A 22,521-nucleotide genomic window follows, 5' to 3' on the forward strand; every position below is an offset into this window, starting at 1 on the left:
TCCGCAAGCCTGGGTTCACGAATGCGACCACCTCGGTGTGAGGGCTTGGTCGCGCGGTTCCGGGCACCCACCTGAAACCGTGTCCGGGCCTCCCTGTGCCGCGTCCGCGCGGCCAGGGCACCGAGGTGACTCGCGGAGGCCCACATGTGGGCTGGACCAGGCAAGATACGACCGCGATCTCCGCGGTCGCAGCGATCAGGAGGACAGCATGACCACGGCCAGGGACATCATGAATCCCGGCGCCCACTGGATCACCAGGAACGACACACTCCAGCACGCGGCCCAGCTGATGCGCCAGATGAATCTGGGAGCGCTTCCCGTCGCCGACGAGACTCGCGACAACCGGATGTGCGGGATCATCACCGACCGGGACATCGTCGTGAAATGCGTCGCGGAAGGACGCGACGCGGCCACCTGCAAGGCGTCCGACGTCATCGAGGGCACTCCGCGCTGGATCGACGCGGACGCCGACATCCAGGATGTGCGCCACGAAATGGAGAACCATCACGTCCGCCGGCTCCCGGTGATCGAGGACAAGCGGATGGTCGGCATGATCAGCGAGGCGGAACTCGGCCGTAACCTCCCGGGTGACCAGGTCGCCGATTTCGTCGCGCACCTCTACCCGGCGGCCCGCTGAGGCACGAAAGCGGTCGCCGTCCGGCACGACTCTCGAACTCCTTCGGGCCCGCTGAGGGGCCCCGAGCCTCGGACGTCGCACGCCGACCCGGATCGGCCGCGACGAGCACAGGCCGCGAGGCCGACCTTCCGGTGATGCCCCGGCCGGCCTCGGCGGCGGCCCGGTCTCGCCGGGATAGAGAAGAACGCTGATTCGCCATCCCCAAGCCCGCTACCAAGCCTGCGGGACACCGAGCCAGTCGGCGCCGAACCCACCTGTCGTCGGCACGGAAGGTCCCACCACGGCCGGTCACGCGCTGCTGTGACCGGCCGTGGTGCGACTGTGCCCGGTCGCCCTGAACCGACCGGTGCAACGGTGAGCGGGCTCCTGAGGCTCGCCGCGTGCGGCAGCCGGTGGCGCCGGTCCCGTGTCCGGCGGACAGGGCGCGTTGGCGCTGGTCGCCGTCGCGGAGTACAACATCCCCATGGCCGGAGAGGGGCCGGTCGAGACGGCCGGCATTGACGAGGTGACCGCGGCGGTGCTGACGGCGTCGCGGCTGCTGGTGGCGATCTCGGCGCGATCGCTGGCCTCGGTGGAGGACACGGTCACGCTGCCGCAGTTCCGGACGCTCGTGGTGCTGTCCTCACACGGCCCGTCCAAGCTGGCCACGCTCGCCGAACGGCTCGCGGTGAACCCGTCCACCGCGATGCGGATGGTGGACCGGCTCGCCGCGGCCGGGCTGGTCGACCGCGAGGCCAGCCCGCACAGTGGGCGGGAGATCCTGATCCGGCTCACCGAGGCGGGCCGGAACCTGGTGGACGACGTGACCGCGCGCCGCCGCGCCGAACTCGCGGGAGTGGTCGCCAAGATGCCCGGCGCGCAGCGCGAGGCCCTGGTGACGGCGCTGCGGGCGTTCACCGAGGCCGGTGGGGAACCGGTGGCCACCGAGCCGAGCCCACCGGGCTGGGCCTGACCGGCGGCCCGGTTCAGCCGCGTGCCGTGCGGCGCGCGTCACGCGGCGTCGACCGCAGCTGGTCGATCAACCCGACCGGCTTGCCCGCCAGCAACCCCGCGAGTCCCTGACTGACCCCGGGAAGGCGCGAGGCGCGCAGGGCCAGGCGGCGGACGAGGAGCTCCCCGCGTGACGAGGGCAGGAACCAGCGTGCGCCGCGCCGCCCCGCGCGCTGCTTCTCCTCGGCCACCGGCCGCCACAGCCGTTCGTACCGTGCCAGGCCGAGCGGCACGGTGTCGGCCTGGACGAGCTGATCCGCCAGCACGTACGCCCCGGCCACCGCCAGCGTCGCGCCCTGCCCCGCCAGCAGCGACACCGCGTAGGCGGCGTCGCCGACCAGCGTCACCCGGCCCTCGCTCCAGTGGGGCACGACGACCTGCGCGACCTGGTCGTAGTAGATCTGCTCGTCGGGCGGGCAGGCGGCCAGAGCCCTTGGCACCACCCAGCCCAAGCCGGAGTAGATCTCCCGCAGGGCCTGTCGCGGGTGGGCGGGCAGAGCCGGATCGGACTCCCGGTGCACCGCGAACGCCGCGACCCGGCCGTCGCGCAGGCCATAGAAGCCCAGCTGCCGGTCGATGGTGTCGGTGAGGCAGAACCGGCCGGTGACCCGTCGATGCGCCTCGGGATCGCTGAAGACGAACGCGGCGGTGTGAAATCCCAGGTAACGCAGCTGGTCGGCCGCCGTCCCGAAGGTCAGGCGGCGCACTGTCGAATGGATGCCGTCGGCCCCCACCAGCAGGTCGGCCTCCACGGCGGTGTCGTCGGCGAGCGTCACCCGTACGCCGTCCGGGTCCTGTTCGAGCCCGGTCAGCCGGGCACCGAAGCGGACCTCCACGCGCTCCGGCAGGCTTTCGCGCAGGGCCAGTTCCAGGTCCGGACGCATGATGCTCAACAGGCGCCCGCCGAGTGCCTCCTCGAACCGGGCGTAGCCTAGCCCGGCGCGCCGCCGCCCGTTCTGGCCGAACCACGCGGCCTCCGACACCCGGTAACCCAGCTCGCGGAGGCGCGGCAGCACCCCCATGGCGTCGGCGGCGTCGTAGCCCGGCCCGAAGAAGTCGATCATGTACCCCTGGGTTCGGGGCGCGGGCGCCTTCTCCAGCACCACCACGTCCGCGTCCAGCTCCGCCAGCCTTCGCGCCAACGCCAGCCCCGCGATCCCCGCCCCGCACACCACCACTTTCATGTGTTCTCCTTTCCGAACGACTGGGCCGCGTCACCCGCGGGCGCGGCGGAGTGAGGCGCGCCCGGTGGACGCAGCAGACCGAGTACCGAGGCGGTCGGCGACATCGCGTCGAATCCGGGGTCGGCCAGGCGGTGCAGCAGCAGGCCGTCCAGCAGCGCCGTGAGCACCACGGCCAGCGCCGCAGGATCGGCCTCGCCGCGCAACCGGCCCGCCGCACGGTCCTCGGCCAGCCGCGCCGCCAGCAACTCGCGGAACGCCCGGAGCTGTGTCGCGGTCTGCTCGCGCAGCACCGGGTCACGCAGCCCCTGCACCAGCGCCTCGGCCAGCACCCGCGGTCCCGGCGTCGCGGCGTCCTCGCGGGTCAGGCTCCCCACCGCGTGGAGCACGCCGTCCAGCGTGTCGTCGGCCTGGAGGATCGCCAGCACCGGACCCTCCAGCTCACTTTCCAACGCGTGCGTGACCGCCGCCCTGCGCAGCGCGTCCACCGACCCGAAGTAGTAGTGCACCAGCGCGTTGTTGACCCCCGCGCGCTCGGCCACGCTCCGCGAGGTGGTCGCGGCCCAGCCGCTCTCGGCGATCAACTCGACCGCCGCGTCCAACAGCCGCGTCCTGGTCCCGGGTCCGGACGGCTCGTCCGCCACGAGCGCCTCCTGTTTGGTCAACTGCTTAAAGCGCTTGACCAAAGCGTAGGCACGTTTCATTGCACAATGCAAGACTTCGGGCTGGGCGCCCAGGTCAGGGGCGGTGCCGGTTCGCCCCGACAGGCCCGTCGGGGGACCCGCCGTCCGCGATCGAACGGGCCCTCACCGAGGCCGGGCCTCACTCACGTCTCCCGGAACCGGAATGCGACGTGAGCGGCAGGTGCCAGCCAGGCGGCAGCGCGACGGCCTGGAGTGGTGACGCCGCAGCGCCATGGCCCCGGATCTCCGGCGAACTCGGCGCACCGAGAGCCCGGTGTCGTCCGAGGGGCGTCACTCCTCGGGCCGGCCAGGCTCCTCGGTGGTGAGTCGGCGCCGGCGGATCGCCCGGTCGATGTCGCCGACGGTGACCATCCCGAGCAGGTGACCGTCCTCGACGAGGAGGGCCAGGACACCGCCGGCCAGGGGACGGCGTCCGAGGAGCTCCATGACCGGGACGGACGGGGCGACGCGATACTCCGGCGGGACGGCGGAGGCGACGGCGTCCACGCGGGACGAGGCCAAGCCGGACGCGAGGTGGCGATCGAGCGCCGCCAGGTCGAGGATGCCGACGGGACGGCCGTCCACGTCGACGACCGGGAACACCGACTGGCGCGAGTCGTCCACGACACGACGGGTGAAGTCGGCGACGGTGCTCCAGGCGGCGGCCACCTCGGGCTGGGGCGTCATCACATCGGCGGCGGTCAGCCCGTCCAACAGCCCTCGGACCTCACGGACGGTCTCCTCGGCCTGGGACGCACGCATCAGGAACCAGCCGAGCAGCAGCAGCCAGAGCCCCGCGATGCCCACGAACAGCACCTCCACCACGCCCAGCCCCATCAGCGCCGCGCCGATGAGGCGTCCGGCGCCGGTGGCGGCCTTGTCCGCGCGGGCACGGTTCCCGTAGTGCCCCCACAGCAGCGCGCGCAGCACACGGCCGCCGTCCAGCGGCGCACCCGGCAGCAGATTGAAGACGCCGAGCAGGAGGTTCGTCGCCGCGAGCCAGCCCAGGCTGAAGGCGAGCAGTCTCGGCGAATGCCAGCCATTGGCCAGGACCGTGGCCACCCCGCACAGCAGGCCGAGCAAGAGGCTGGTCGCAGGCCCCGCGATCGCGATGGCCAGGTCACTGCGGGGAGTCGGGGCCTCGGCCTCGAGCTCGGAGACACCGCCCAGCATCCACAACGTGATGCTCTTGACCCGGACGCCCGAACGGACCGCGACGACGCAGTGCGCCAACTCGTGTGCCACCAGGCAGCAGAGGAACACCAGGGCCACCAGGAGCGCGGCCAGCAGGTACAGCGCCACCGGCAATCCCGGTTGGGCCGGGGGAAGCACGCCGTAGGCCAGCCCCCAGGTGATCAGCGCCATGATCACCAACACCGACCAGTGCAGCCCGACCGGGATACCGGCGATCGTCCCCAGGCGAATGTTCTGCTTCACGGGACACCACCTCACCCTCCACCGTGCCACCCGCCACCGGACCAGCCCCGAATCGCCTCCCCCGGAGGGGCAAACTGATCGCCCAGACCGACATCAGCCGTATCGCGAGGGACGCGACCAGCTGGGTGGCGCAACGCCCCGGCTCACTCTGTCCGTCTCTCGCGACGAATGAGGCGCCCTCAGGCCAGGATCGGGCTCGCCGGACGTGTCAGGTAGTGGCCGATGCGCAGTCGCATCGAGCGATCCATCCTGAGGGTTGCCGCCATCTCAGCGGGGACCCATACGACTTCACGTGACTCGTCGCTGGGGAGGGGTGTGCCGCCGGTCGGGCGGGCGGTGAGCAGGATTGAGAACTCCTGTCGGACCTCGTCGTTGCTGGTGTAGTGGATGAGGTGTTTGGGGTCGGAGTAGAGGCCGACGAGTCCGGTGATCTCGCAGTCGATCCCGGTCTCCTCCTTGGTCTCGCGTACCCCGGCTTCGGCGATCGACTCGCCGAGGTCGATGGCCCCGCCGGGAAGAGCCCAGTTGTCGTTGTCCGTCCGGCGGATCATGAGGATCTCGCCCTTGCCGTTGGCGACGACGACATTGACGGACGGGACGAGGCTGTTGGCCTTGGGGGCGTTCGGGTCGTCGTAGTAGTCGATCCTGCGTCCCATACTCATGCCTCCCGCGCCAGGGGACCATTGCCGTCCCAGATACGTTCGAAGCTCTCGGGCGCGCGCTCACGATCCGCCGCCGGGGATCCTGCGCATGAGCCGAGACGGGACGGGACGTAGAGCGAGAAGTCACCACAGACGCGCCGCTGTCGTGCCGATGCCCTCGGCGCCGTCGCGTCCCGCGACCTGGGGTGAGCCCGGAATGCCTTAGCCTACGGCGCAACCTCGATCGCGTCAGGTAATACCGTGATCGCGTTATGTCACGTTGGCATGTCTTCGATCACGTGCTCAGCACAGTCACAACCGCCTCGTCGGCCACGTGTCCGAAGTAGGGCTTGCCTGTTTGGCACGGATGCGATGCGGGCGAAGAGGAGAGGCACCCTGCTCTCCTCGACGCCTGCTTCCGCGTCGCGGTGTTCGCGTGGGCGGACCTGGGGCGGGTGTTGCGGCGATCGGCGTTCAGCCAGGCATCCAGTTCGCCGTGACTGGTGCCTCTGCCACCCGTCATGATCGACGAGCTCCCCGCATAGCAGCTGGACGTGTCGGCGAGCGAGGGAACTCGGTCTCAGAGGCGGGCCAGGTACCCGGCTTCCTCCTCTCCCCAGCGCTGGTCGGAGTGCTCGTCGAGATGGCGCTGCTCGTCGGTTGGGATCATTCGGCGAGTTTCTCGACACCAGGCGTTGGTTGCGGCTATTGAGTCCCTGCCCGTGTGCCATGCGCTGCACTGCTGCCCGGAGTACAGCAGTTGATCCTGAGCGCCTGCGGTCGGGTGTCCGACGGGGAAGACTCGTATGGAGACGGTCGATGGGCGTTGGCGGGAGGCGGTACGAGATGACAGCCGGCCTTGGTGACGGGCGACCGGCCACCCAATCCGAGACGGTACGACGGTTGGTGACCAGACCGGACGGGCTGCAGGCTCTGTTGCGGTGGCTCGCGTCGCAGATCAACGGCTATGTGGTTCTGGCGGACGCGAAGGGAGAACCCCTTCAAGCGTCCCCCCGGTGGCCGACGGAACTTCTTGCGGACGCGAGGGAAGGGATCCGGCGCGTGGCCACGGGGAAGGCCGCGTCGGCGACCGTCGACACCGCCTCGCACACCGTGTGGGTCTCGACGGCCGGTGGTGAGGACCCGCCGCTCATCCTGGTCGTCGCGTCCGGCAAACCCTTCTCCTCCCAGCGGCGAAAGCTGATATCGGAGGCATCCGGATACCTGTGGCTACGGTGGCGGCTGGAGGAACTCCAACGGCACAGCGAACGGATTGAACTGGCGAACGAGCAGAGCCATGAAGCGGCGTTGCAGCTCCTACTGGTCGGGGATTCCGCCGCGGCCCGCCGCGTCACCCAGGCGCTGGGCTCGTTCCTGCCCGAAGTCACGCGCGTCTGCATCATCGAGTGCCCGCCCCGGCTCAGGGACGAATGCCTCAAGGAGTGTGAGCAGGCCATTCACGGCCGCGTATGGCTGGTCCGCTGCCCCGTGTACACCCGCCACCTCATCATCCTGGCTCCGCCAAAGCGTGAGGACGCGTCCGACCCCTTGGACGAGGCGTTGGGGGCCATCGTGGCCAACCGGCGGAACTGTTACGTGGGCATAGGCCAGGCGGTGCATCTTCGCGACATCGAGACGGGGTACGAACAGGCGTTTCACGCGCTCGCGGTCGCGAGGAACAGCGCCGAGCGGCATGCCACCTTCAGCCCGCGCGACGAGCTGGCGTCCCTTATCGGCCCGGTCGGCCGCCGGTGGGCGGCCGGCCGAATCCAGCCGCTGCTCGATCACCGTCCGCGTCGCGCCCAGGATCCGGACACCGCCGAGCTTCAGACGACCTTCGCCTCGTGGCTGAACTTCTCCACCCGAGCGCCCCGGCAGCTGAAGATCCACCGCAACACCCTGGCCGGCAGGCTGCGGCTCATCGCCGACCTCCTCGACTGCGACCTCGACGACCTCGCCACCCTGGCCGAACTCCACCTGGCGCAGCGCCTCCTCAGCCAGCCCCGGCGGGCAGGGGAGTTCGACGACGTCTCCGACGAGGTGTCCCTGGACCGGCTCCTCGGCGCACCGCACGTCGTCCGGTGGGCGCAGAACCGCCTGTCCGATGTCGGGAAGAGTGATCCGCGCCTACTGCACACGCTGCGGGTCTGGCTCGGCAATAACGGACACCTGCCCAGCACCGCACGCTCACTGCGACTCTCGGTCCCGGCCACACGCAAACGGATCCTCCGCGTCGAGCAGATCCTCGAGCGGTCCCTGCTCAATGCCCCGTCCGCGCTCTGCGACATGCAACTCGCCATCCGCATCGTCGACGGCCGCGACGAAAAGGGGTGACCGAAGCCCGCTCCTCGCCCCCGCGCCTATCCCGTCCTCATTCATCGAAACGAAACCGGCCGTGTCCGTCACTGTGCAAACGCAACCTGGCGAGCTCCACCTCGAAGCGGCAGAGTTCTGAGTGTCTCAACGCAGGGCGGCCCGGAACTCGCCGGGCGGCTCGCAACCAAACACCCGGATCACCCCCGCCTCATCATCGATCCTTACGTGAAGGTGTGCCGATTCGCGCCTTCACCGCCTCGGGGGCATGGTCGATGACGTCGGCGTCGAGGAGCCGTCGGGTTCAGGGGAGGGGGCGGACGGTGCACCCCCTCCCTGAACCGGACGCCCTCCTCCCCTTCAACTCGGGCGGAGGTGGCCGGGGCACATGGGGGTCCGTTGATTACCCGGGACAAGGCGAATGACGGCCGCAGGACCTTCGTCCTCATGTCGGCCGACCATGCCGAGCACCTGACGCTCCGGCTGCCTGACGCCGAGGCCGGAGAACTCCGCGCACATCTGTCCGGCCATGGCTTCCGTCTCCCGACAGGTGACGCGCGCGCTGTGGTGACCGAGGTCCTCGTGGCCACCGCAGGCAGCGCCGCCGCGTGGACGGCGGTGGGGGGCACGGTCGTCGCCTACCTCCGCCGGAACAAGGGGGTGGCGTTCCGGTGCGAGGTGGAGGGCAGGATGTTCATCGCGCACGGCTACTCGATGCGAGAGGTAAGGGAGCTCTCCAAGGCCGTGCTGAGCCTGATTCGCAAGAGCAACGGCCGGGACGGAGAGGAAGGCCGCTCGATGCGTCCACCCGGCCTGGACAGCCTGACGTAGCACCCCAAGGGGCCTCGCCTACTCGGAGCCTCGATCGTGAGTGACAGTGGTGCTCCGGTCGAGACGATCGCGACCCCATCGGGCACGCCGGGACGTCGGTGGCCGAGAAGGTCCACCGGTATCAGTTCGAGTCCGTGATCACCCGGGGCGCGCAGACGACGCACGGCATCTTTGGCGACGGCCCCGAGAAGAAGATCCGACGTTCCCAGGGGCGTCGGACTGCGTCCGTGAAGCGCGCGTGACGGTGGCTCCCCGCCCGTGCCTGGAGAAGCAGAAAGGCCGATTCCGTGTTCGGAATCAGCCTCTGAGCTGGTGGTGCAGGGTGGGCGATACTGGGTTCGAACCAGTGACCTCTTCGGTGTGAATTATCGGCGCATGATCATCAGCCCTCGCCAGACACCCCTCCGCCAGCACCTTCGATGTCTCCACGCGTCTCGCCAAGCCCCGTCAGATCGACTGCGGTTGCTGTACGGCGTAGCTGTACGAGCCTGGCCAACGAGTCGCGTGATCACCGCCAATCGGTGTCCTTGAGCTTCGACTTGTCGATCGGGACGATCCGCAGGCAATCGAGCGGCTGACGACGCGTGGGGTGGACGACCTCGATCCACTCGACGCCTTCGTGCTCGTGAAAACAGAAAGGGGCTGTATGGAGGTACCGGCAGCCGAAGCTGGTGAAGTAGGGAGTGACGGGGTGATTGGGGCTCATGTCCCGGCCGTGGAGGTGGATCGTCAGCGGGTCGATGCCCTGCTGTTCCCAGTGTCTGATCACGGCATGTGCCGCTCGGTGAAGCGGGCTCTCCGGTTTCCAGCGCCGACCTATCAACCTCGCCACATAGGGGCTTGAAACCCGTGCGTCTTCGAGAAGTACTCGTTCGATCTTGACAGACTCTGCCTCCACGGCGGCGACCAGGTGTTCTCGGAGCCCCAAAGGCAGCCATCGGTCGAGGCCTTCGAACTCGGGCAGCATCGCATCTCGGGGAGCTCGGCCCGCTGTCGGATCGACTGGGATCGCATGGAGCCGGTCGAGAGCCGTCCGCAGTGTGTCGCCTCTGCGCCATAGCGTCAGGAGGTCGAAGTCGGATTCTCTGCGGAAGTTGAAGAGCATCTGGCAGCCGCGGCGACGTTGAAGAAGCGGTTGGCGGAACATCCGATACGGATCCAGCCCCTTCGCATGCATCGATACAGCCCTGGACGCCCACTCCGTGGTGGTCTCGTACTCGACGTCCATGTCGACGTCATGGGGCTCGAGCGCGCCACGCGCGAACGAGCCGAAGACGTTGACCTCGGTCACGAGGGTGAGTGGCCACTCGGCCTTCCGGGCATCGAGGTTGCGGAGCACGTGCTCCAGCAGTTCAGTCGCTCGTTCTCGCCGCATGGCCCCTAGTCTGCAACGCTTTAGCTGCCGGGGAGCGAGAAGCACGGAATGCGGCGGTTAGTAATGCCCTGACCGGCACGGCGCGCCCCCCGGACGATCAACTCCTTCGGGGCCGCTGGTGTGTACAGGGCCGGCGGGGACGAGCTGGCCGCCACGGCACTCTCGTCGGCCTATACATCGGCCCTGTGGAACCAGCCTCGGCTTATCTCGCGATCCATCATGGACATCTACCTCTCGAACGGTCAGGATTCTGCTCCAAGCAGCTCTTTGCGAATCGTCCGTCTTGTCTTAGCTACTTTCACCTGAAAATCCTGACGCGACTCCCAGACTTCGGATTGCGCTCTGCGGTAATCGCCCTGTTTTTCTTTTGGTGCTTCCCTGTTTGTATTAGCGACACTTGCTCCAAAGCACAGCTTGGATGATATCCCTCCAAGGGAGTAGATGAGTTCACGGACTTCTTCGCTCCAGCAGTAGCTCAGCCGGGAAACGGCTAGCGGAGGGCGAAGGGTCTCCCATGGCCAATCATCAACGATCTTGCGTGCGGCCTCTCGATGCTCCGGGCCATCGGCGCAGATGTGCCCCCAGGGCTCATCTATCAGACGTTCCATGCCGTCTAGCCACTCCGTTACAGCCTCATAGGCGGTTTCAAGCTTTTGTCGACAGAACTTGTCCTCTTCGATTGCCCGCTGCGCCTGGAACTGGCGGTCCGCCAGCTCAATCTGGGTTCGTGCCTGAACATCAGCGACCTGCAACGAGGCTCGACTCTGGCGTCGTCCAACGAGGTAGCTCGTCAACCCACCTACAACGCCAGCGGTGCCGAGAGAGGACAGGACTTGGGGGAGCCACGACGGAGTCATTCCCCCATGCTGCCGCGCAGAACCGATCGGGACATGAGAAACGCCAACCACGGAGCGTCCCGCCCCGATCCAGCTGATGGCTGAGCCCCACACCCGCCTGCCAGATGACGATGCGACGAGGCCACACAGCCACTTGGTTCAGCGGCGTGATCTATTCCGGCAGCTCAGGCGCAGCATTGGGCCATTCGCCGAAGTCGCGCGGGGGAGCGAGGATGCCGATGGGGCTGTCTGTCAGGAAGGGCCCTGGATGAGTGAAGCGCCCTGGGGTGGATGGAGGTTCGATTCCCTAACGTTAGTAGCTCACCTTGCTCGTAGGCATGTACGCAGAGCCGTCCCACATGTCTTGTCAGTCGGCGACGTTGTGTGCCACTCGAAGCCCAGCATCGGTGCCGACTATCCCCCCAGGGCGAGCGCTGAATGGACTTGACGGCGAGAGTGCGAACGTCCTTGACGGCCTTGGTCGCGTCGGTGCCACGTGTCAGGCACGTGAGGACGATCGCAAGCATGCGGGCGACTTGGAGGAAATCCGCATGAGCGTCGGCGCGTTGGGCGTCCTGCCTCATCCGCCGCTCGCGCGCGAACCGATGCTCCTCGGCTTTCTGGCTCAGAAGCGCCGTCAGTGACACTCCGCCCAGCGCCCCCTGACAGAGTCGCGGCTGCGGTGATGAGGTTCGTCCACGGGAACGCACGACACGACCGCTGCACCGAGCGGCCGACCAGCCTCCTCCAACGGCTGCAGAACGGGCTGCGCTGTTCGGGGTGGACCGCCCTTTGATCCGGCCGTCAGGTGCCGCTCTTGGTGTGGACGGTGCCGACGCCTGACGTTCGATCTCGCGGACGAACGACGGACAAACGACGGACAAACGATCAAAGGCCGGTTCCTGATCTTCAGGAACCGGCCTCTGAGCTGGTACTTCTGGTGGGCGATACTGGGTTCGAACCAGTGACCTCTTCGGTGTGAAGCAACCAAGACGCATCCGACCAGGTCGCCCCAAGTCGAACGGGGAGCCCCCCACCTGCACCAACGCCCTGACCAAGTCCCGCTGGGTCGGAGGGAACCGAAGTGCATTGGCTCCCGAATCTGGCTCCCGTGGCTCCCCTGCGGGGGAGCCCATGGCGCAGGAACTGACCGCCTGAGAACGTCGGACGCCCCGTCGAGCCGCTGGCAGGCTCGACGGGGCGTCCGCTTGATGGCTCAGATGGCGGTGGCGCTGTCCCACACGTGGGTGAGGCTTGCGAGGTAGGTGCTGGCCATGTCGCCGTCAGTGGTGTGGCGGGCGTGCAGGACGGGGGCGTCGGACGCTGCGACGCCGTAGGCGTGGTGGTTCACGAGGACGTCGTCATCGGCCCGGTAGATCGAGTTGTAGAGCACGGTGTCGTGTAGCCGGATCTCGAAGTTCGGTGCCTCGCGGAGGGGTTCGTACAGGACGAGGGCGTTGCGGATCTTGGCTGAGAGGGAGTCGCCGACGCGTTCGTCGTTGCCGCGTTCGCGGATGTGTGCGCCGTCCGGGTCGCCGAGGAGGAGCCGAACGGAGACGCCCGCATGGGCACGCTTGACCAGGGCGCGGATGATGCCGGAGTCCTCGGCGAGGAAGAGGCTGGCGTAGGCGAGGATGTCGATTTCGCGTCGGGCGCTCTCGAAGTGGCGTAGCCAGACGGCGCGAGGGACGGCCCAGCGGTGCGGGTATGTGCCGAGGACGGCCACCGGTGGTGGCTCGGGGGCCGAGTTCCGCGGGGCGAGGTTCGGCCAGATGAGCGCCTCTTCGACGCTGAGCATCTCGGCGATGCTCCGGCGGTGGCGGGGGTAGGGAAGGCGTCCGTCGATCCAGCGCTGGACGGTCTTGGGATCGACGCCGAGACGGCGTGCCACCTGGTGGTTTGTGAGGCGCGCATCGGCGAGGGCGCTGCGCAAAAGGTCGTTCACCTAGCCTCCCGGAGCTGGCACTACGCCAGACGCTAACAGAAGACGTCCCTAGACGTCCCTAGTTGCCGGTGGAGACGTCCCGGCGTCCGGACGAACCTCTTGCACAAGCCCGCCGAGTCACTGCCCGTAGCGACCGACTCGGCAAGCTCCCACATCCGTGACCTGCGACGAGGAGTCGCCATGCCCATCCAGCCGCGGCGCGGCGCAGACCGCGACGCCCCACCGACACGAGCCGAGACAAAGTCGCACACCGACGACCAGCGGCTTGCGGACCTGCGCGAGGAGTTCAGAGGTCACCGCATCTGGCGGTCCCCGCGCTGGGACGGGGGCCTCGGGTGCTGGATCGCCACCCTGCACGACCCGATGCAAGGCGTCGATCCCACGGTCATCCGCGACACCGCCGACCAGCTTCGGAACGCACTGCTGGAAGAGCGTGAGCTTGCGGAACGGCGGGGTGATCGCCGGTGACCACCCTCGGGACCGATCCATCCGGCGACGGGCCGAAGTACTTCACCGCTGCCTATCGGCCGATTCCGGAGCATGAGCCGCTGGTCATCCCCGTGCCGCGCTGGTTCGGCGACGCGTGGACAGGCTTCCGGACGCTCCGCCACCTCAACCGGTTGGAGCGGCGTCTCAACCGGCTCGGCTGGGAGACCAAGCACCTGTACCAGTGCTCCCCGCCACTGCTGCGGGTCTTCTCCGAGGCCGCACCGACCATCGGCGAGCACCTCTCCGCCGTGCGCGGCCCGGACGGTTGGGCGTACTGGAGCAGCACGGGGGATCACCTCGCGGACTGCGACGACCCCACCAACGCGGCGCATGCGCTGACCACGTGCCTTGGTCCGTGGCTGGTCGCCGTCCTCACCACCAAGCCGGTTCAGGACTGATGTCCCGCCCGGCCGGCAGGCATCGCCGGACGCATCGTCCGGCGCATGCGCGCACCGAGACCGACGCGGCGGGACGGACGGCATTCGCTGAGCGCCCCCGCACCAGCGGATCATCCCGTCCCGCCGCGTCACCCACCCCACTCCCGCCGGTCCAGGAGTGGAACGGCGGACGTCACCGACGCGGACTCGCGCGGCGCATCATCGGCGCTCTGGTGGATCTGGAATGACCCAGGACACCCCGTCCAAATGGGAGGCTCGGAGTTCCGACTCCGAGCCTCCCGCACGCGTGCAGCGCGGCGACGGACGACCACGAACCCCATGGGGCACCTACAAAAGCATCGCCGCCGTACTTCGCGCACGCGTTCTGGACGGCACCTACGTGCCTGGTGCGCGTATGCCGGGCGAACACGCGTTATGCGCTGAGTTTGCGACCACGCGCAACACCCTCCGGCGTGCGCTGGAGATCCTCCAGGCGGAGGGGCTGATCGAGGTGCACGCGGGCATGGGACGGTTCGTCCGAGACAGCGGTACGGAGGAACGTCCGCCTGTTCGCCCGGTCTACCAGCGCATCGCCGCTGACCTGCGCGCCCAGATCAGGAACGGCGTCCTCGCGCCGGGCGCGGTACTACCCAGCGAGCGCGAACTCTGCGAGCACTACGGGTGCGTCCGCTTCACCGTCCGGCAGGCGCTCGCCGAGCTGGAAGCCGATGATCTCGTAGAGGCCAAGCAAGGGAGGGGACGTTTCGTCACCCAAGACGTCCCCAGATGATCCTTAGGTGTCCGTGGATGTCCACTCCCGCGCTCTTACCGTCGGGTACATGAGCAACGTAGCCAGGTGGGCGCGGGAACTCGCGCGAGATCATCTTGAGTCACCGCTCCCGCGCCGATGGGCGCACACACAGGGAGTGGCCCAACAAGCCCGCAGCCTCGTACTGATCCTCGGCGACCAGGCCGACCTCCTCGAAGCCGCCGCCTGGCTGCACGACATCGGCTACGCCCCCGACCTGGCAATCACCGGCTTCCATCCCTTGGACGGAGCTCGGTACCTCCGCGACGTCCAGCGCGCCGAAGAACACCTGTGCCGCCTGGTCGCTCACCACTCATGCGCCTTGATTGAGGCCCGTGAGCGCGGTGTTGCCGACCTCCTCGTCGATGAGTTCGGCGCGACACCCCCCGACCTCATTGAAGCACTCATCTACTGCGACATGACCACGAGCCCGGACGGCGACTACCTTCCGGTTGAGCAACGTCTCGCCGAGATCCTCTCGCGCTACGGAGACGGACACCCCGTCACTCGATCGATCACCCGGTCATCCCCGAACCTGATCGATGCCGTACATCGGGTCTCGGCAGAACTGGGAGAACGCTTCTGCTCGGCCTGAGCTGTGTCGAGCGGACGCGTGCACCTGGCCGGACGTGCGATCCTTCCCGGATGACCGATCAGGCGGCCAACTACTACCGTGCTGAGACCGAGGACGGTGACGTGATCGGTGATCCTTCCGAGGACGCCATCTACATGCTGCTTCAGGACCTCAACGGCATCGACAACACCTTCGTGACCATCGAACCGATCAAGCCCGAGCACGGTTGGTACGTGTCGATCGCCCGGCTCTCACCCAAGGAGTACGAGGTCGAGTTCCGCGACCCTGAAACCCGTGAGCACGAACTGACCGTCCAGACCGACACGAGTCGCATCGCGAGGGACGCGACCATCTGGATGGCGCAACGCCCTAGCTTGCCCCGCTCACCCCTTCGCGACGATTAACGCGGACCTGCCGACGGCCCTGCGGAGGAGTTCGGCGCAGTACCCCGGACCTCACTGAGGCGCTTATCTACTCCGGCAAGACCACGAGCCCAACCGGTGCATCTGGCCGAGGTCCTGATGCGGTACGGAGACGGACACCTCGTTACACGCTCCATCACCATCCCCGAGCTTGATCAGCGCGGTGAACCGGGCGACGCAGGAACCTCGAGACCGCCCTTGACCGACGGAACCTGTGCCGCCCGCCTGCTGCGGGCGATCAACAATCGCAGTTGAGGCCGTAGGCCACGTACCAGAGGGCAAGGAGTAGAGCGGTAGCCAGCGATGACATCATCAGCCGCTTGATCCGGCGACTCCTGTAGGCCATCACCCCGATCAGAGTTCCCGTAACCAGCAGGGTCGCCGCTCCGGTCGCCATGACAGCGCTGTGCTGCCAGCTCATCACGAGCAGAGCAAACACACCGATCAAGAACAAGCAGCTCAGCACCTGAACGACGAACTCACCGGCCAGGTCCACGACGAAGTCCGTCACCTTCTCCAGACCGGCACGAACGACCCTCCGAGCTGAAGTCGACTCACTCATAGACACCCTCTTGATCACGGCGGAGATTCTGTGGGGGCTCGCCAAATTGAGGATCCGACAGGTGTCCGTAACTCCCCAACTGGCCGAGGCGACCGCTCAGGCGATGATTGGGTTTGCCGGGGATGACAAGAAGTGGCCGATGCGCAGCCGCATCGAGCGGTCTATCTTGCGGTCCGTGGCGGTCTCGGCAGGAACCCACAGCACTTCGCGTGACTCATCGCTGGGACGGGGCGCACCACCTGTCGGGCGGGCGGTGAGCAGGATCGAGAACTCCTGTCGGACCTCGTCGTTGCTGGTGTAGTGGATGAGGTGTTTGGGGTCGGAGTAGAGGCCGACGAGTCCGGTGATCTCGCAGTCGATCCCGGTCTCCTCCTTGGTCTCGCGGACGCCCGCCTCCGCGATGGACTCGCCGAGGTCGATGGCTCCGCCCGGAAGCGCCCAGTTGTCGTTGTCGGTACGGCGGATCATGAGGATCTCGCCCTCATCGTTGGTGACGACGACGTTGACCGATGGAACGAGACTGTTGGCCTTCGGGGCGTTCGGGTCGTCGTAGTAGTCGATCCTGCGTCCCACGCTTACGCCTCCGGTGCCAGGTGTTTCGCGCCTTCCCAGACGCGTTCGAAGCTCTCGCGGTAGGTGCTGACGATCTCGCCGCCCGGGAGCTTACGCATGTGCCAGAACGGCGCGTTGTTCGCTGGGACACCCCAGACGTGCGTGTTGACGAACAGTTCGTCGTCGGCGAAGTAGATCGAGTTGTAGAGCACCGTGCTGTGCAGCCGGAACTCAACCCCCTCGACGGCTCGAACCGACTTGTAGAGCACGATGGCGCTGCGGACCTTGGCGGCCATGGCCGCACCGATGCCTTCGTCCTCGCCGCGTTCGGCGACCTGGGACGAATCCGGGTCGCCGAGAAGGACGCGGACGCGGACACCAGCGCGGGCTTTGTCGGCGAGAAGGCGGTGAATCCCGCTGTCCTCGGCGAGGAACAGTCCGCTGTAGACGAGGATCCCGATCTCGTTCTTGGCGTCCGCGAACAGACGTCCCCAAGCGTCCCGGGGGACGGCCCAGCGGTGCGGGTAGATCGTGACGATCTCGCTGTTGGACGCGGACGCGACCTGGTCGGTGGTGAGCGCGTCGGGCCACAGGTAGGTCTCATCGACGCCGAGGAACGAAGCCACAGCTAGACGGGTGCGCCGGTACGGCTGGCGGTCTTGGGTGACCCAGCGTTCGACCGTCTTGGGATCGACGCCGACTTCCTCGGCGAGCGCGGCGATCGTGATCCGCTTCTGAAGAAGCGCGGCGCGTAGGCGTTCGTTCGGCATGCACCCGTCCGGGGACTGGGACGACTTCGGGACGTCTCAGCCTACGGAGACGTCTTGAACACGTCCAGTCATGCGGTGATCTCGTCCCGCCACGTCGGCGCACTCTCGATCACGTAGCGCACATCACAGCCCGAGCCGCTTCACCGGACACGGGCCCTACGTAAGGGAGGCACCCGCATGTACTACCTCGGACGCACTCTCGACGGATGGCAGCGTCGCTGCCCCTGCGGCGCGAACGCCACCAGCAACTACGGCCAGTGCCGCAAGTGCCGTGCCCGCAGCCGCTACGCGGTCAACCACGCCCGGCGCTTCGGCCGGTTCCTCCGGACGGGACGGTGACCGGTGATGATCCTCGTCCTGGTCTCCATCATCGCGGTGTTCTTCGCCGGATGCGTCTGCGGGATCTTCGCGCTCATCGTCCTCGGCATCCACGCCGAGGAACGACGCGCCCGCACCAACAAGGTCCCGGGCACGGCCGGAACCGTCTCGCGACGCCTGCTTACTACCCGGACCAGCGACAAGCCGTCCACCAAGGTCGGGGCTGGTCGATGAGGACGGCTCGCATGGTGCGCATCATCACCGGCCACGCCTGCTCGTGCGGCGCTCGCGTCGAGCCCGGGAAGCGCGGTTGCCGCAAATGTCGCGCCCGTGCCCGGTACGAGCGCCGCCGGGCGGGCGCCCGCTTCCCTGACCTGTGGAACTGACCGAAAAGGGAGGTGAACCACCCTCGTGACCATCACCGTTCCGCTCGTGGTCCTGGTCGGCGTGGCCGTGTGGGTCGCTTGGCGCTACATCGGCCTTCGGGTCTGGCACCTGGTCCTGTGCCTGGTGTTCGGGTTCCTGCTGGCGTCCAGCGCCGCCGCGCCGAGCATTGACCGCCTGCTCACCGGCCTCGTCCGGATGGTCACCACCAAGCACTGACCACCCCGGAAGCGAAGGAGGGATGCCTAGTGCCCAACCCGCCGACGTCCACCACGGTCAACCTCACGGAGGTCCGCGAGAAGAGCCGTATCGCCCGAGAGATCGTCTCCTACCTCGACGATGCCCTTCCGTCCATGGCGGAACTGTGGCGGCGCATTTACGCCGCTCTCGCCGACACCCTCATGTTGATCGTGGAGATCAACCGCCTCAACGCCGCCAACCGCCTGCTCCGCGACGACTGCGCTAACCTCCTCGCCGCTGCCCGAGCCACCCTCGGCGCGGCCGACGAGGGCACCGACCCCGACCCGCTCTACTACGTGCGCGACGAGGTCAACGCCCAACAGCAGCGCCATCGGGACGGCGCATGAGTAGCCGCAACGCCAAGATGCGGCGGCACGCCCGCAAGATGCGCCGCAACGGCCTACAGCCCATGGTCGTCATCGACGCCAACGATCGGCTTCCGGACCTGGTCGGCGTGGTCATCGCGCGGACGGTGTGGCGCTACCGCTCCGAACTCGCCCCGCCCGCTCTGGCGCTGACGCTGTTCCTCATGGGTGCGTCCCTCCACGCCGGCCACCCGGCGTGGTGGTGGCGCGCCCTCGTCGGCGCGGCGATCGCCGCGTGCCTGCTCGCGTTCCTCGGCGGACGCGTCGGCCTGTCGCTGCGCGCTGAGCGCTATTACGCCGCCGCTGTCGTCGCAGCGGCGGGGAGCTGGCTGGCGTCCGCCATCAGCCTCGGCGCGCTGTACGGGTTCCTGCCGCAACTCCTCACCGCTGAGACGGTCGTCCTCGGCGTCCCCTGGTGGACCCACCGCAGACGACGCGCCCGCGTCAGCGTCGAGCGGCAACTCGCCGCATGGCCGGAGATCTCCAAGGCCATCGGCCTTCCCGGCTCACGGCTGCAAACGGCCGTGGTGGACGTGTGGGGATGGCGAGCACGCTTCGCCCTCGCCCGAGGCCAGACCATCCAAGACGCGACCGCCAAGATCCCCGCGATCGAATCGGCACTCGGCACGTTCCGCGGAGCGGTCCGCGTCCTGCCCACGCGCGACGACAAGGCCAACCGGTTCGAGCTGCGCGTCCTCAACATCGACCCGCACGGCGACGCCATCCCGTGGCCCGGACCGTCCGTCACGACCATCAACGAGCCCATCGACCTCGGACCGTTCGAGGACGCCACCGCAGCGCGCATCCTGTTCCTGCGTCGACACGGCCTCATTGGAGGCGTCGCCGGTTCCGGCAAGAGCGGCGGGATCAACGTCCTCATGGGTAACCTCACCGCCTGCCGAGACGTCGTGATCTGGGCCATCGACCTCAAACGCGGCATGGAGTTGCAGCCGTGGGCGTCCTGCATCGACCGCCTCGCCACCACACCCGAGCAAGCCCGCGTCCTGCTGCACGACGCCGTGGCGGTCCTGGAAGCCCGCGCATCCTGGCTCGCCGCCAACGGTCGCCGTGTCTGGGAGCCGTCCCCGGACATGCCCGCCCTGGTCATCGTCATCGATGAGTTCGCCGAACTCGCCGAGGACGCCCCCGAGAGCGCGAGTGACACCGACTCGATCGCGCGCCGAGGGCGGGCCGTCGCCGTCCAGCTCATCGCTGCGACCCAGCGTCCGACACAGAAGGCCATGGGACGCGGCGCCGTCCGCTCCCAGATGGACGTCAGGGTCAGCTTCCGCGTCCGCGAGCGCAAAGACGTCGACCTCATCCTTGGGCAAGGCATGCTTGCCGCCGGCTGGCACGCCCACACCCTCAACGCACCCGGCAAGTTCCTGTTGTCGGCACCTGAGCACGACGTTCCGCGCCGCGCCCGCGCCTACCTGCTCGCCGACGAGACCGTAGCCCGCACCGCAGAACACCACGCCGACCAGCGCCCCGCGCTCGACGCCATCTCACGGACGGCCATCGAAGAGGCACAAGCGGGCCTCACCGCACCCACGAACGTCCCCGAACCCACCTCCGTTGCGGGGGACGCCGACGACCCTGACGCGGCGCTCATGGCCGTCCTGAGCGGCGCGCCGGATGAGGGGACGCCCGTCCAACTCCTGATCCAGGCGACGGGGATGAGTCGTCCGTGGATCTACCAGAGGCTCCGTCACCACGCCCAGAACGGCCGCGTCACCCAGGTCTCCCGAGGACGATGGCGCGCCGCCGACCGCCACTCTCAGTAACTCGTCTACGTCTACGTCTCGCGTGCGCCTGCACGTATGGCGCATAGACGAGACGTAGACATGCACGAAGAACATCACTCACCGTGACGAACGGAGATGATGCCCGACCAACACGACACCCCGAGCACACGACTCGGGAGAAGGAGGTGAGCGTGCAGGCATACACCGTCGAACAAGTCGCCGACATCCTCCAGGTCGGCCGCGACAAGGTCTACGCCCTCATCCGCACCGGCCGACTCCGCAGCATCAAGATCGGCAAGCTGCGCCGCATCACTGACCAGCACCTCGCCGAGTTCATCGCCTCCCTCGAAGACGCCCACCACTGACAGACCGGAGGGCGGCCCACCAAAGGCCGCCCTCCGAACCTAGGGACGTCTAGGGACGTCTTGAGTTATCGTCCGAGGTGAAGCCGCGCCCCCAGCGCGGGGGACAAGGAGGTTTCTCTTGGCGAAAATCATGATCGGCAAGTACGAGGCCACGATCTACGAGGAGGGCAACGGCTACACCGGAGCCATCTCCCTCGGCTTCCTTCCGGACGGAAGGCGCAACCGCGCCAAGAGAAAGGGGCGCACCAAGGACATCGTCAAGGCCAAGCTCAAGAAGCTCGCCGACGAGCTGGAGGCGGGAGTCACGAGCGCCGAGAGCTACACCGTCACTGACGCCGTGCGGGACTGGCTCGACAAGGGACTCAAAGACAGGGACCCCGACACGGTCACCACGAACCGCATCCTCGCCGAGAAGCACATCATCCCCAACATCGGGAAGGCCAAGCTGACGAAGCTTCGTGCCGACGACGTGGACGAGTGGCTTGATGGCCTCACCGACAAGCTGTCCACTCGGACGCTCCTCGGCGTCCACTCGATCCTCAAGCGCTCTATCCGGCAGGCGCAGGCGCGCGACAAGGTGATCCGGAACGTCGCCGAACTGGTCACCACGCCCAAGGGCAAGGTGGGGCGTCCGAGCAAGTCGCTCACCCTGGAGCAGGCCAAGGCGGTGCTCAAGGCTGCGGAGTCGTCAGAGCTTCACGCCTACATCGTCCTCAGCCTCATGACCGGTGTGCGTACGGAGGAGGCGCGGGCGCTTCGCTGGATGCATGTTCTCGCGTGGGACGCGAAGGCGAAGGAGTGGCGTCCGGTCGCTGAGGCTGGATTCAACCGCAAGCGGTTCGCCATCTACGTGTGGCGGTCGGTCCGCAAGCACGGCGACACCAAGACCAGGAAGTCACGTCGCACTCTGGAGATCCCGAAGGGCGTCGCCGACGCCCTCAAGGTTCAGCACACCCGGCAGGCTAAATGGAAGCTCAAGGCGGGGGAAGATTGGCAGGACGACAACCTCGTGTTCTGCACCCGGTCCGGCCGTCCGCTCGACGCGGGCAACGTCCGTCGTGCGTTCCGGGCGGTCACTCGCCGCGCGGACATCGGTGAGGACTGGGTTCCGCGCGAACTGCGCCACTCGTTCGTCTCGATCATGAGCGACAGCGGCGTCCCGATCGAGACCATCGCAGACCTCGTCGGCCACGCCGGTACCTCCGTGACGGAGAAGGTCTACCGCCACCAGCTCAAGCCCGTGATCACCCAGGGCGCGCAGACGATGCACGGCATCTTCGGCGACGCCCCCGAGAAGAAGGCCCGACGTTCCCAGAGGCGTCGGCCTGCGTCCGTGACGTCCGCGTGACGGTGGTTCCCCGTTTGGCTCCCCATCCATGATCAGAAAAGCAAAAAGGCCGATTCCTTGATCGGAATCAGCCTCTGAGCTGGTCTTGCGGGGTGGGCGATACTGGGTTCGAACCAGTGACCTCTTCGGTGTGAACGAAGCGCTCTCCCACTGAGCTAATCGCCCCTGCTGGTCGGCCTTGCGGCGTTCCCGGCAGGAAGAACTCTAGCGCATGTCGGGGGGTGTTCGCGCATCGTCGGGTGGGGGTGGTTCGGGAGGGGGCCGGTGGGGTGAGGGGGCGGTGCGGAGAGGCTGGGCGGGTGGGGTGGATCATGGGTTGAGGTGGGGTTTTGC

The 22,521-nt window shown here is 67.7% G+C and carries 26 protein-coding genes and 1 tRNA gene; 16 read left to right on the forward strand and 11 right to left on the reverse strand.

Annotated elements, in window-relative coordinates; translation table 11 throughout:
- Nucleotides 1-208 precede the first annotated feature (208 nt).
- Nucleotides 209-637, forward strand: coding sequence for a CBS domain-containing protein (locus EBO15_RS14130; RefSeq protein ID WP_122194833.1), 429 nt, complete (start codon nucleotides 209-211; stop codon nucleotides 635-637).
- Between the two features lie 406 nt (nucleotides 638-1,043).
- The gene (locus tag EBO15_RS14135) at nucleotides 1,044-1,589 is read left to right on the forward strand and encodes a MarR family winged helix-turn-helix transcriptional regulator (RefSeq protein WP_233616184.1); all 546 of its coding nucleotides are present in this window, start codon (nucleotides 1,044-1,046) and stop codon (nucleotides 1,587-1,589) included.
- Nucleotides 1,590-1,602: 13 nt separating this feature from the next.
- Here the strand turns inward: EBO15_RS14135 and EBO15_RS14140 are convergent, their stop codons facing one another.
- The 4 genes from EBO15_RS14140 to EBO15_RS14155 form a co-directional block, all read right to left on the reverse strand.
- On the reverse strand, nucleotides 1,603-2,811 hold the full coding sequence (locus EBO15_RS14140; protein WP_122194834.1) for an FAD-dependent oxidoreductase: 1,209 nt from the start codon (nucleotides 2,809-2,811) through the stop codon (nucleotides 1,603-1,605).
- Complete coding sequence (locus EBO15_RS14145; protein ID WP_158628221.1) at nucleotides 2,808-3,473, reverse strand: TetR/AcrR family transcriptional regulator; 666 nt, start codon at nucleotides 3,471-3,473, stop codon at nucleotides 2,808-2,810. The genes EBO15_RS14140 and EBO15_RS14145 overlap by 4 nt, the downstream gene beginning before the upstream one ends.
- A 309-nt stretch (nucleotides 3,474-3,782) precedes the next feature.
- Nucleotides 3,783-4,928 (reverse strand): site-2 protease family protein, encoded by a 1,146-nt coding sequence (locus EBO15_RS14150; protein ID WP_122194836.1) that lies wholly within the window; start codon nucleotides 4,926-4,928, stop codon nucleotides 3,783-3,785.
- A gap of 179 nt (nucleotides 4,929-5,107) precedes the next feature.
- Nucleotides 5,108-5,584: an NUDIX domain-containing protein gene (locus EBO15_RS14155; protein ID WP_122194837.1), complete on the reverse strand. Its 477-nt coding sequence runs from the start codon at nucleotides 5,582-5,584 to the stop codon at nucleotides 5,108-5,110.
- Between the two features lie 831 nt (nucleotides 5,585-6,415).
- Here EBO15_RS14155 and EBO15_RS14160 point away from each other — a divergent pair.
- Together EBO15_RS14160 and EBO15_RS14165 are read left to right on the forward strand one after the other, a co-directional pair.
- Complete coding sequence (locus EBO15_RS14160) at nucleotides 6,416-7,903, forward strand: helix-turn-helix domain-containing protein (RefSeq protein WP_158628222.1); 1,488 nt, start codon at nucleotides 6,416-6,418, stop codon at nucleotides 7,901-7,903.
- A gap of 426 nt (nucleotides 7,904-8,329) precedes the next feature.
- Nucleotides 8,330-8,713 carry a hypothetical protein gene (locus tag EBO15_RS14165; RefSeq protein WP_147481491.1) on the forward strand — a complete coding sequence of 128 codons (384 nt, stop codon included), beginning with the start codon at nucleotides 8,330-8,332 and terminating at the stop codon, nucleotides 8,711-8,713.
- A gap of 508 nt (nucleotides 8,714-9,221) precedes the next feature.
- Here EBO15_RS14165 and EBO15_RS14170 read toward each other — a convergent pair.
- The 3 genes from EBO15_RS14170 to EBO15_RS14175 form a co-directional block, all read right to left on the reverse strand.
- The gene (locus EBO15_RS14170) at nucleotides 9,222-10,088 is read right to left on the reverse strand and encodes a hypothetical protein (RefSeq protein ID WP_147481492.1); all 867 of its coding nucleotides are present in this window, start codon (nucleotides 10,086-10,088) and stop codon (nucleotides 9,222-9,224) included.
- A 242-nt stretch (nucleotides 10,089-10,330) separates the two neighbouring features.
- Nucleotides 10,331-10,840, reverse strand: a complete 510-nt coding sequence (locus tag EBO15_RS43620) for a hypothetical protein (protein WP_147481493.1) — start codon at nucleotides 10,838-10,840, stop codon at nucleotides 10,331-10,333.
- Nucleotides 10,841-12,140: 1,300 nt separating this feature from the next.
- Nucleotides 12,141-12,815, reverse strand: a complete 675-nt coding sequence (locus EBO15_RS14175) for a phospholipase D-like domain-containing protein (RefSeq protein ID WP_233616185.1) — start codon at nucleotides 12,813-12,815, stop codon at nucleotides 12,141-12,143.
- Nucleotides 12,816-13,049: 234 nt separating this feature from the next.
- Between EBO15_RS14175 and EBO15_RS14180 the strand changes: the two genes are divergently transcribed.
- From EBO15_RS14180 to EBO15_RS14200, 5 genes are all read left to right on the forward strand, one after another.
- Nucleotides 13,050-13,337 (forward strand): hypothetical protein, encoded by a 288-nt coding sequence (locus tag EBO15_RS14180; protein ID WP_122194842.1) that lies wholly within the window; start codon nucleotides 13,050-13,052, stop codon nucleotides 13,335-13,337.
- Nucleotides 13,334-13,756, forward strand: coding sequence for a hypothetical protein (locus EBO15_RS14185; protein ID WP_122194843.1), 423 nt, complete (start codon nucleotides 13,334-13,336; stop codon nucleotides 13,754-13,756). The genes EBO15_RS14180 and EBO15_RS14185 overlap by 4 nt, the downstream gene beginning before the upstream one ends.
- 286 nt (nucleotides 13,757-14,042) lie before the next feature.
- Nucleotides 14,043-14,525: a GntR family transcriptional regulator gene (locus EBO15_RS14190; protein WP_233616191.1), complete on the forward strand. Its 483-nt coding sequence runs from the start codon at nucleotides 14,043-14,045 to the stop codon at nucleotides 14,523-14,525.
- Nucleotides 14,526-14,574: 49 nt separating this feature from the next.
- Nucleotides 14,575-15,138: an HD domain-containing protein gene (locus EBO15_RS14195; RefSeq protein ID WP_122194895.1), complete on the forward strand. Its 564-nt coding sequence runs from the start codon at nucleotides 14,575-14,577 to the stop codon at nucleotides 15,136-15,138.
- Between the two features lie 50 nt (nucleotides 15,139-15,188).
- Nucleotides 15,189-15,521: a hypothetical protein gene (locus tag EBO15_RS14200; protein WP_122194845.1), complete on the forward strand. Its 333-nt coding sequence runs from the start codon at nucleotides 15,189-15,191 to the stop codon at nucleotides 15,519-15,521.
- Between the two features lie 256 nt (nucleotides 15,522-15,777).
- Here the strand turns inward: EBO15_RS14200 and EBO15_RS14205 are convergent, their stop codons facing one another.
- The 3 genes from EBO15_RS14205 to EBO15_RS14215 all read right to left on the reverse strand — a co-directional run bounded on the left by EBO15_RS14205 (nucleotide 15,778) and on the right by EBO15_RS14215 (nucleotide 17,423).
- Nucleotides 15,778-16,119 carry a hypothetical protein gene (locus tag EBO15_RS14205; RefSeq protein ID WP_147481494.1) on the reverse strand — a complete coding sequence of 114 codons (342 nt, stop codon included), beginning with the start codon at nucleotides 16,117-16,119 and terminating at the stop codon, nucleotides 15,778-15,780.
- Between the two features lie 78 nt (nucleotides 16,120-16,197).
- Entirely contained in the window at nucleotides 16,198-16,674 is a 477-nt protein-coding gene (locus tag EBO15_RS14210) for an NUDIX hydrolase (RefSeq protein ID WP_122194847.1), read from the reverse strand.
- A 2-nt stretch (nucleotides 16,675-16,676) separates the two neighbouring features.
- On the reverse strand, nucleotides 16,677-17,423 hold the full coding sequence (locus tag EBO15_RS14215; RefSeq protein ID WP_122194848.1) for a helix-turn-helix domain-containing protein: 747 nt from the start codon (nucleotides 17,421-17,423) through the stop codon (nucleotides 16,677-16,679).
- A gap of 177 nt (nucleotides 17,424-17,600) precedes the next feature.
- Here EBO15_RS14215 and EBO15_RS44175 point away from each other — a divergent pair, with 177 nt between their 5' ends.
- The 7 genes from EBO15_RS44175 to EBO15_RS14245 all read left to right on the forward strand — a co-directional run bounded on the left by EBO15_RS44175 (nucleotide 17,601) and on the right by EBO15_RS14245 (nucleotide 22,188).
- Nucleotides 17,601-17,762 carry a hypothetical protein gene (locus tag EBO15_RS44175; RefSeq protein ID WP_158628223.1) on the forward strand — a complete coding sequence of 54 codons (162 nt, stop codon included), beginning with the start codon at nucleotides 17,601-17,603 and terminating at the stop codon, nucleotides 17,760-17,762.
- Between the two features lie 6 nt (nucleotides 17,763-17,768).
- On the forward strand, nucleotides 17,769-17,975 hold the full coding sequence (locus EBO15_RS14220; RefSeq protein WP_147481495.1) for a hypothetical protein: 207 nt from the start codon (nucleotides 17,769-17,771) through the stop codon (nucleotides 17,973-17,975).
- A gap of 177 nt (nucleotides 17,976-18,152) precedes the next feature.
- Nucleotides 18,153-18,344 (forward strand): hypothetical protein, encoded by a 192-nt coding sequence (locus EBO15_RS14225; RefSeq protein ID WP_122194850.1) that lies wholly within the window; start codon nucleotides 18,153-18,155, stop codon nucleotides 18,342-18,344.
- A gap of 29 nt (nucleotides 18,345-18,373) precedes the next feature.
- The gene (locus EBO15_RS14230) at nucleotides 18,374-18,712 is read left to right on the forward strand and encodes a hypothetical protein (RefSeq protein ID WP_122194851.1); all 339 of its coding nucleotides are present in this window, start codon (nucleotides 18,374-18,376) and stop codon (nucleotides 18,710-18,712) included.
- Nucleotides 18,709-20,514 carry an FtsK/SpoIIIE domain-containing protein gene (locus EBO15_RS14235; protein ID WP_122194852.1) on the forward strand — a complete coding sequence of 602 codons (1,806 nt, stop codon included), beginning with the start codon at nucleotides 18,709-18,711 and terminating at the stop codon, nucleotides 20,512-20,514. Before EBO15_RS14230 ends, EBO15_RS14235 begins: the two co-directional genes overlap by 4 nt.
- Nucleotides 20,515-20,666: 152 nt before the next feature.
- Complete coding sequence (locus EBO15_RS14240) at nucleotides 20,667-20,840, forward strand: helix-turn-helix domain-containing protein (RefSeq protein WP_199744526.1); 174 nt, start codon at nucleotides 20,667-20,669, stop codon at nucleotides 20,838-20,840.
- Between the two features lie 118 nt (nucleotides 20,841-20,958).
- On the forward strand, nucleotides 20,959-22,188 hold the full coding sequence (locus EBO15_RS14245; protein WP_233616186.1) for a site-specific integrase: 1,230 nt from the start codon (nucleotides 20,959-20,961) through the stop codon (nucleotides 22,186-22,188).
- A 93-nt stretch (nucleotides 22,189-22,281) separates the two neighbouring features.
- Here the strand turns inward: EBO15_RS14245 and EBO15_RS14250 are convergent.
- A tRNA-Val gene (locus tag EBO15_RS14250) sits at nucleotides 22,282-22,353 on the reverse strand.
- Nucleotides 22,354-22,521: the final 168 nt, after the last annotated feature.

Origin of the sequence: Actinomadura harenae (assembly GCF_003696215.1) — a bacterium.
GTDB classification, from domain to species: domain Bacteria; phylum Actinomycetota; class Actinomycetes; order Streptosporangiales; family Streptosporangiaceae; genus Spirillospora; species Spirillospora harenae.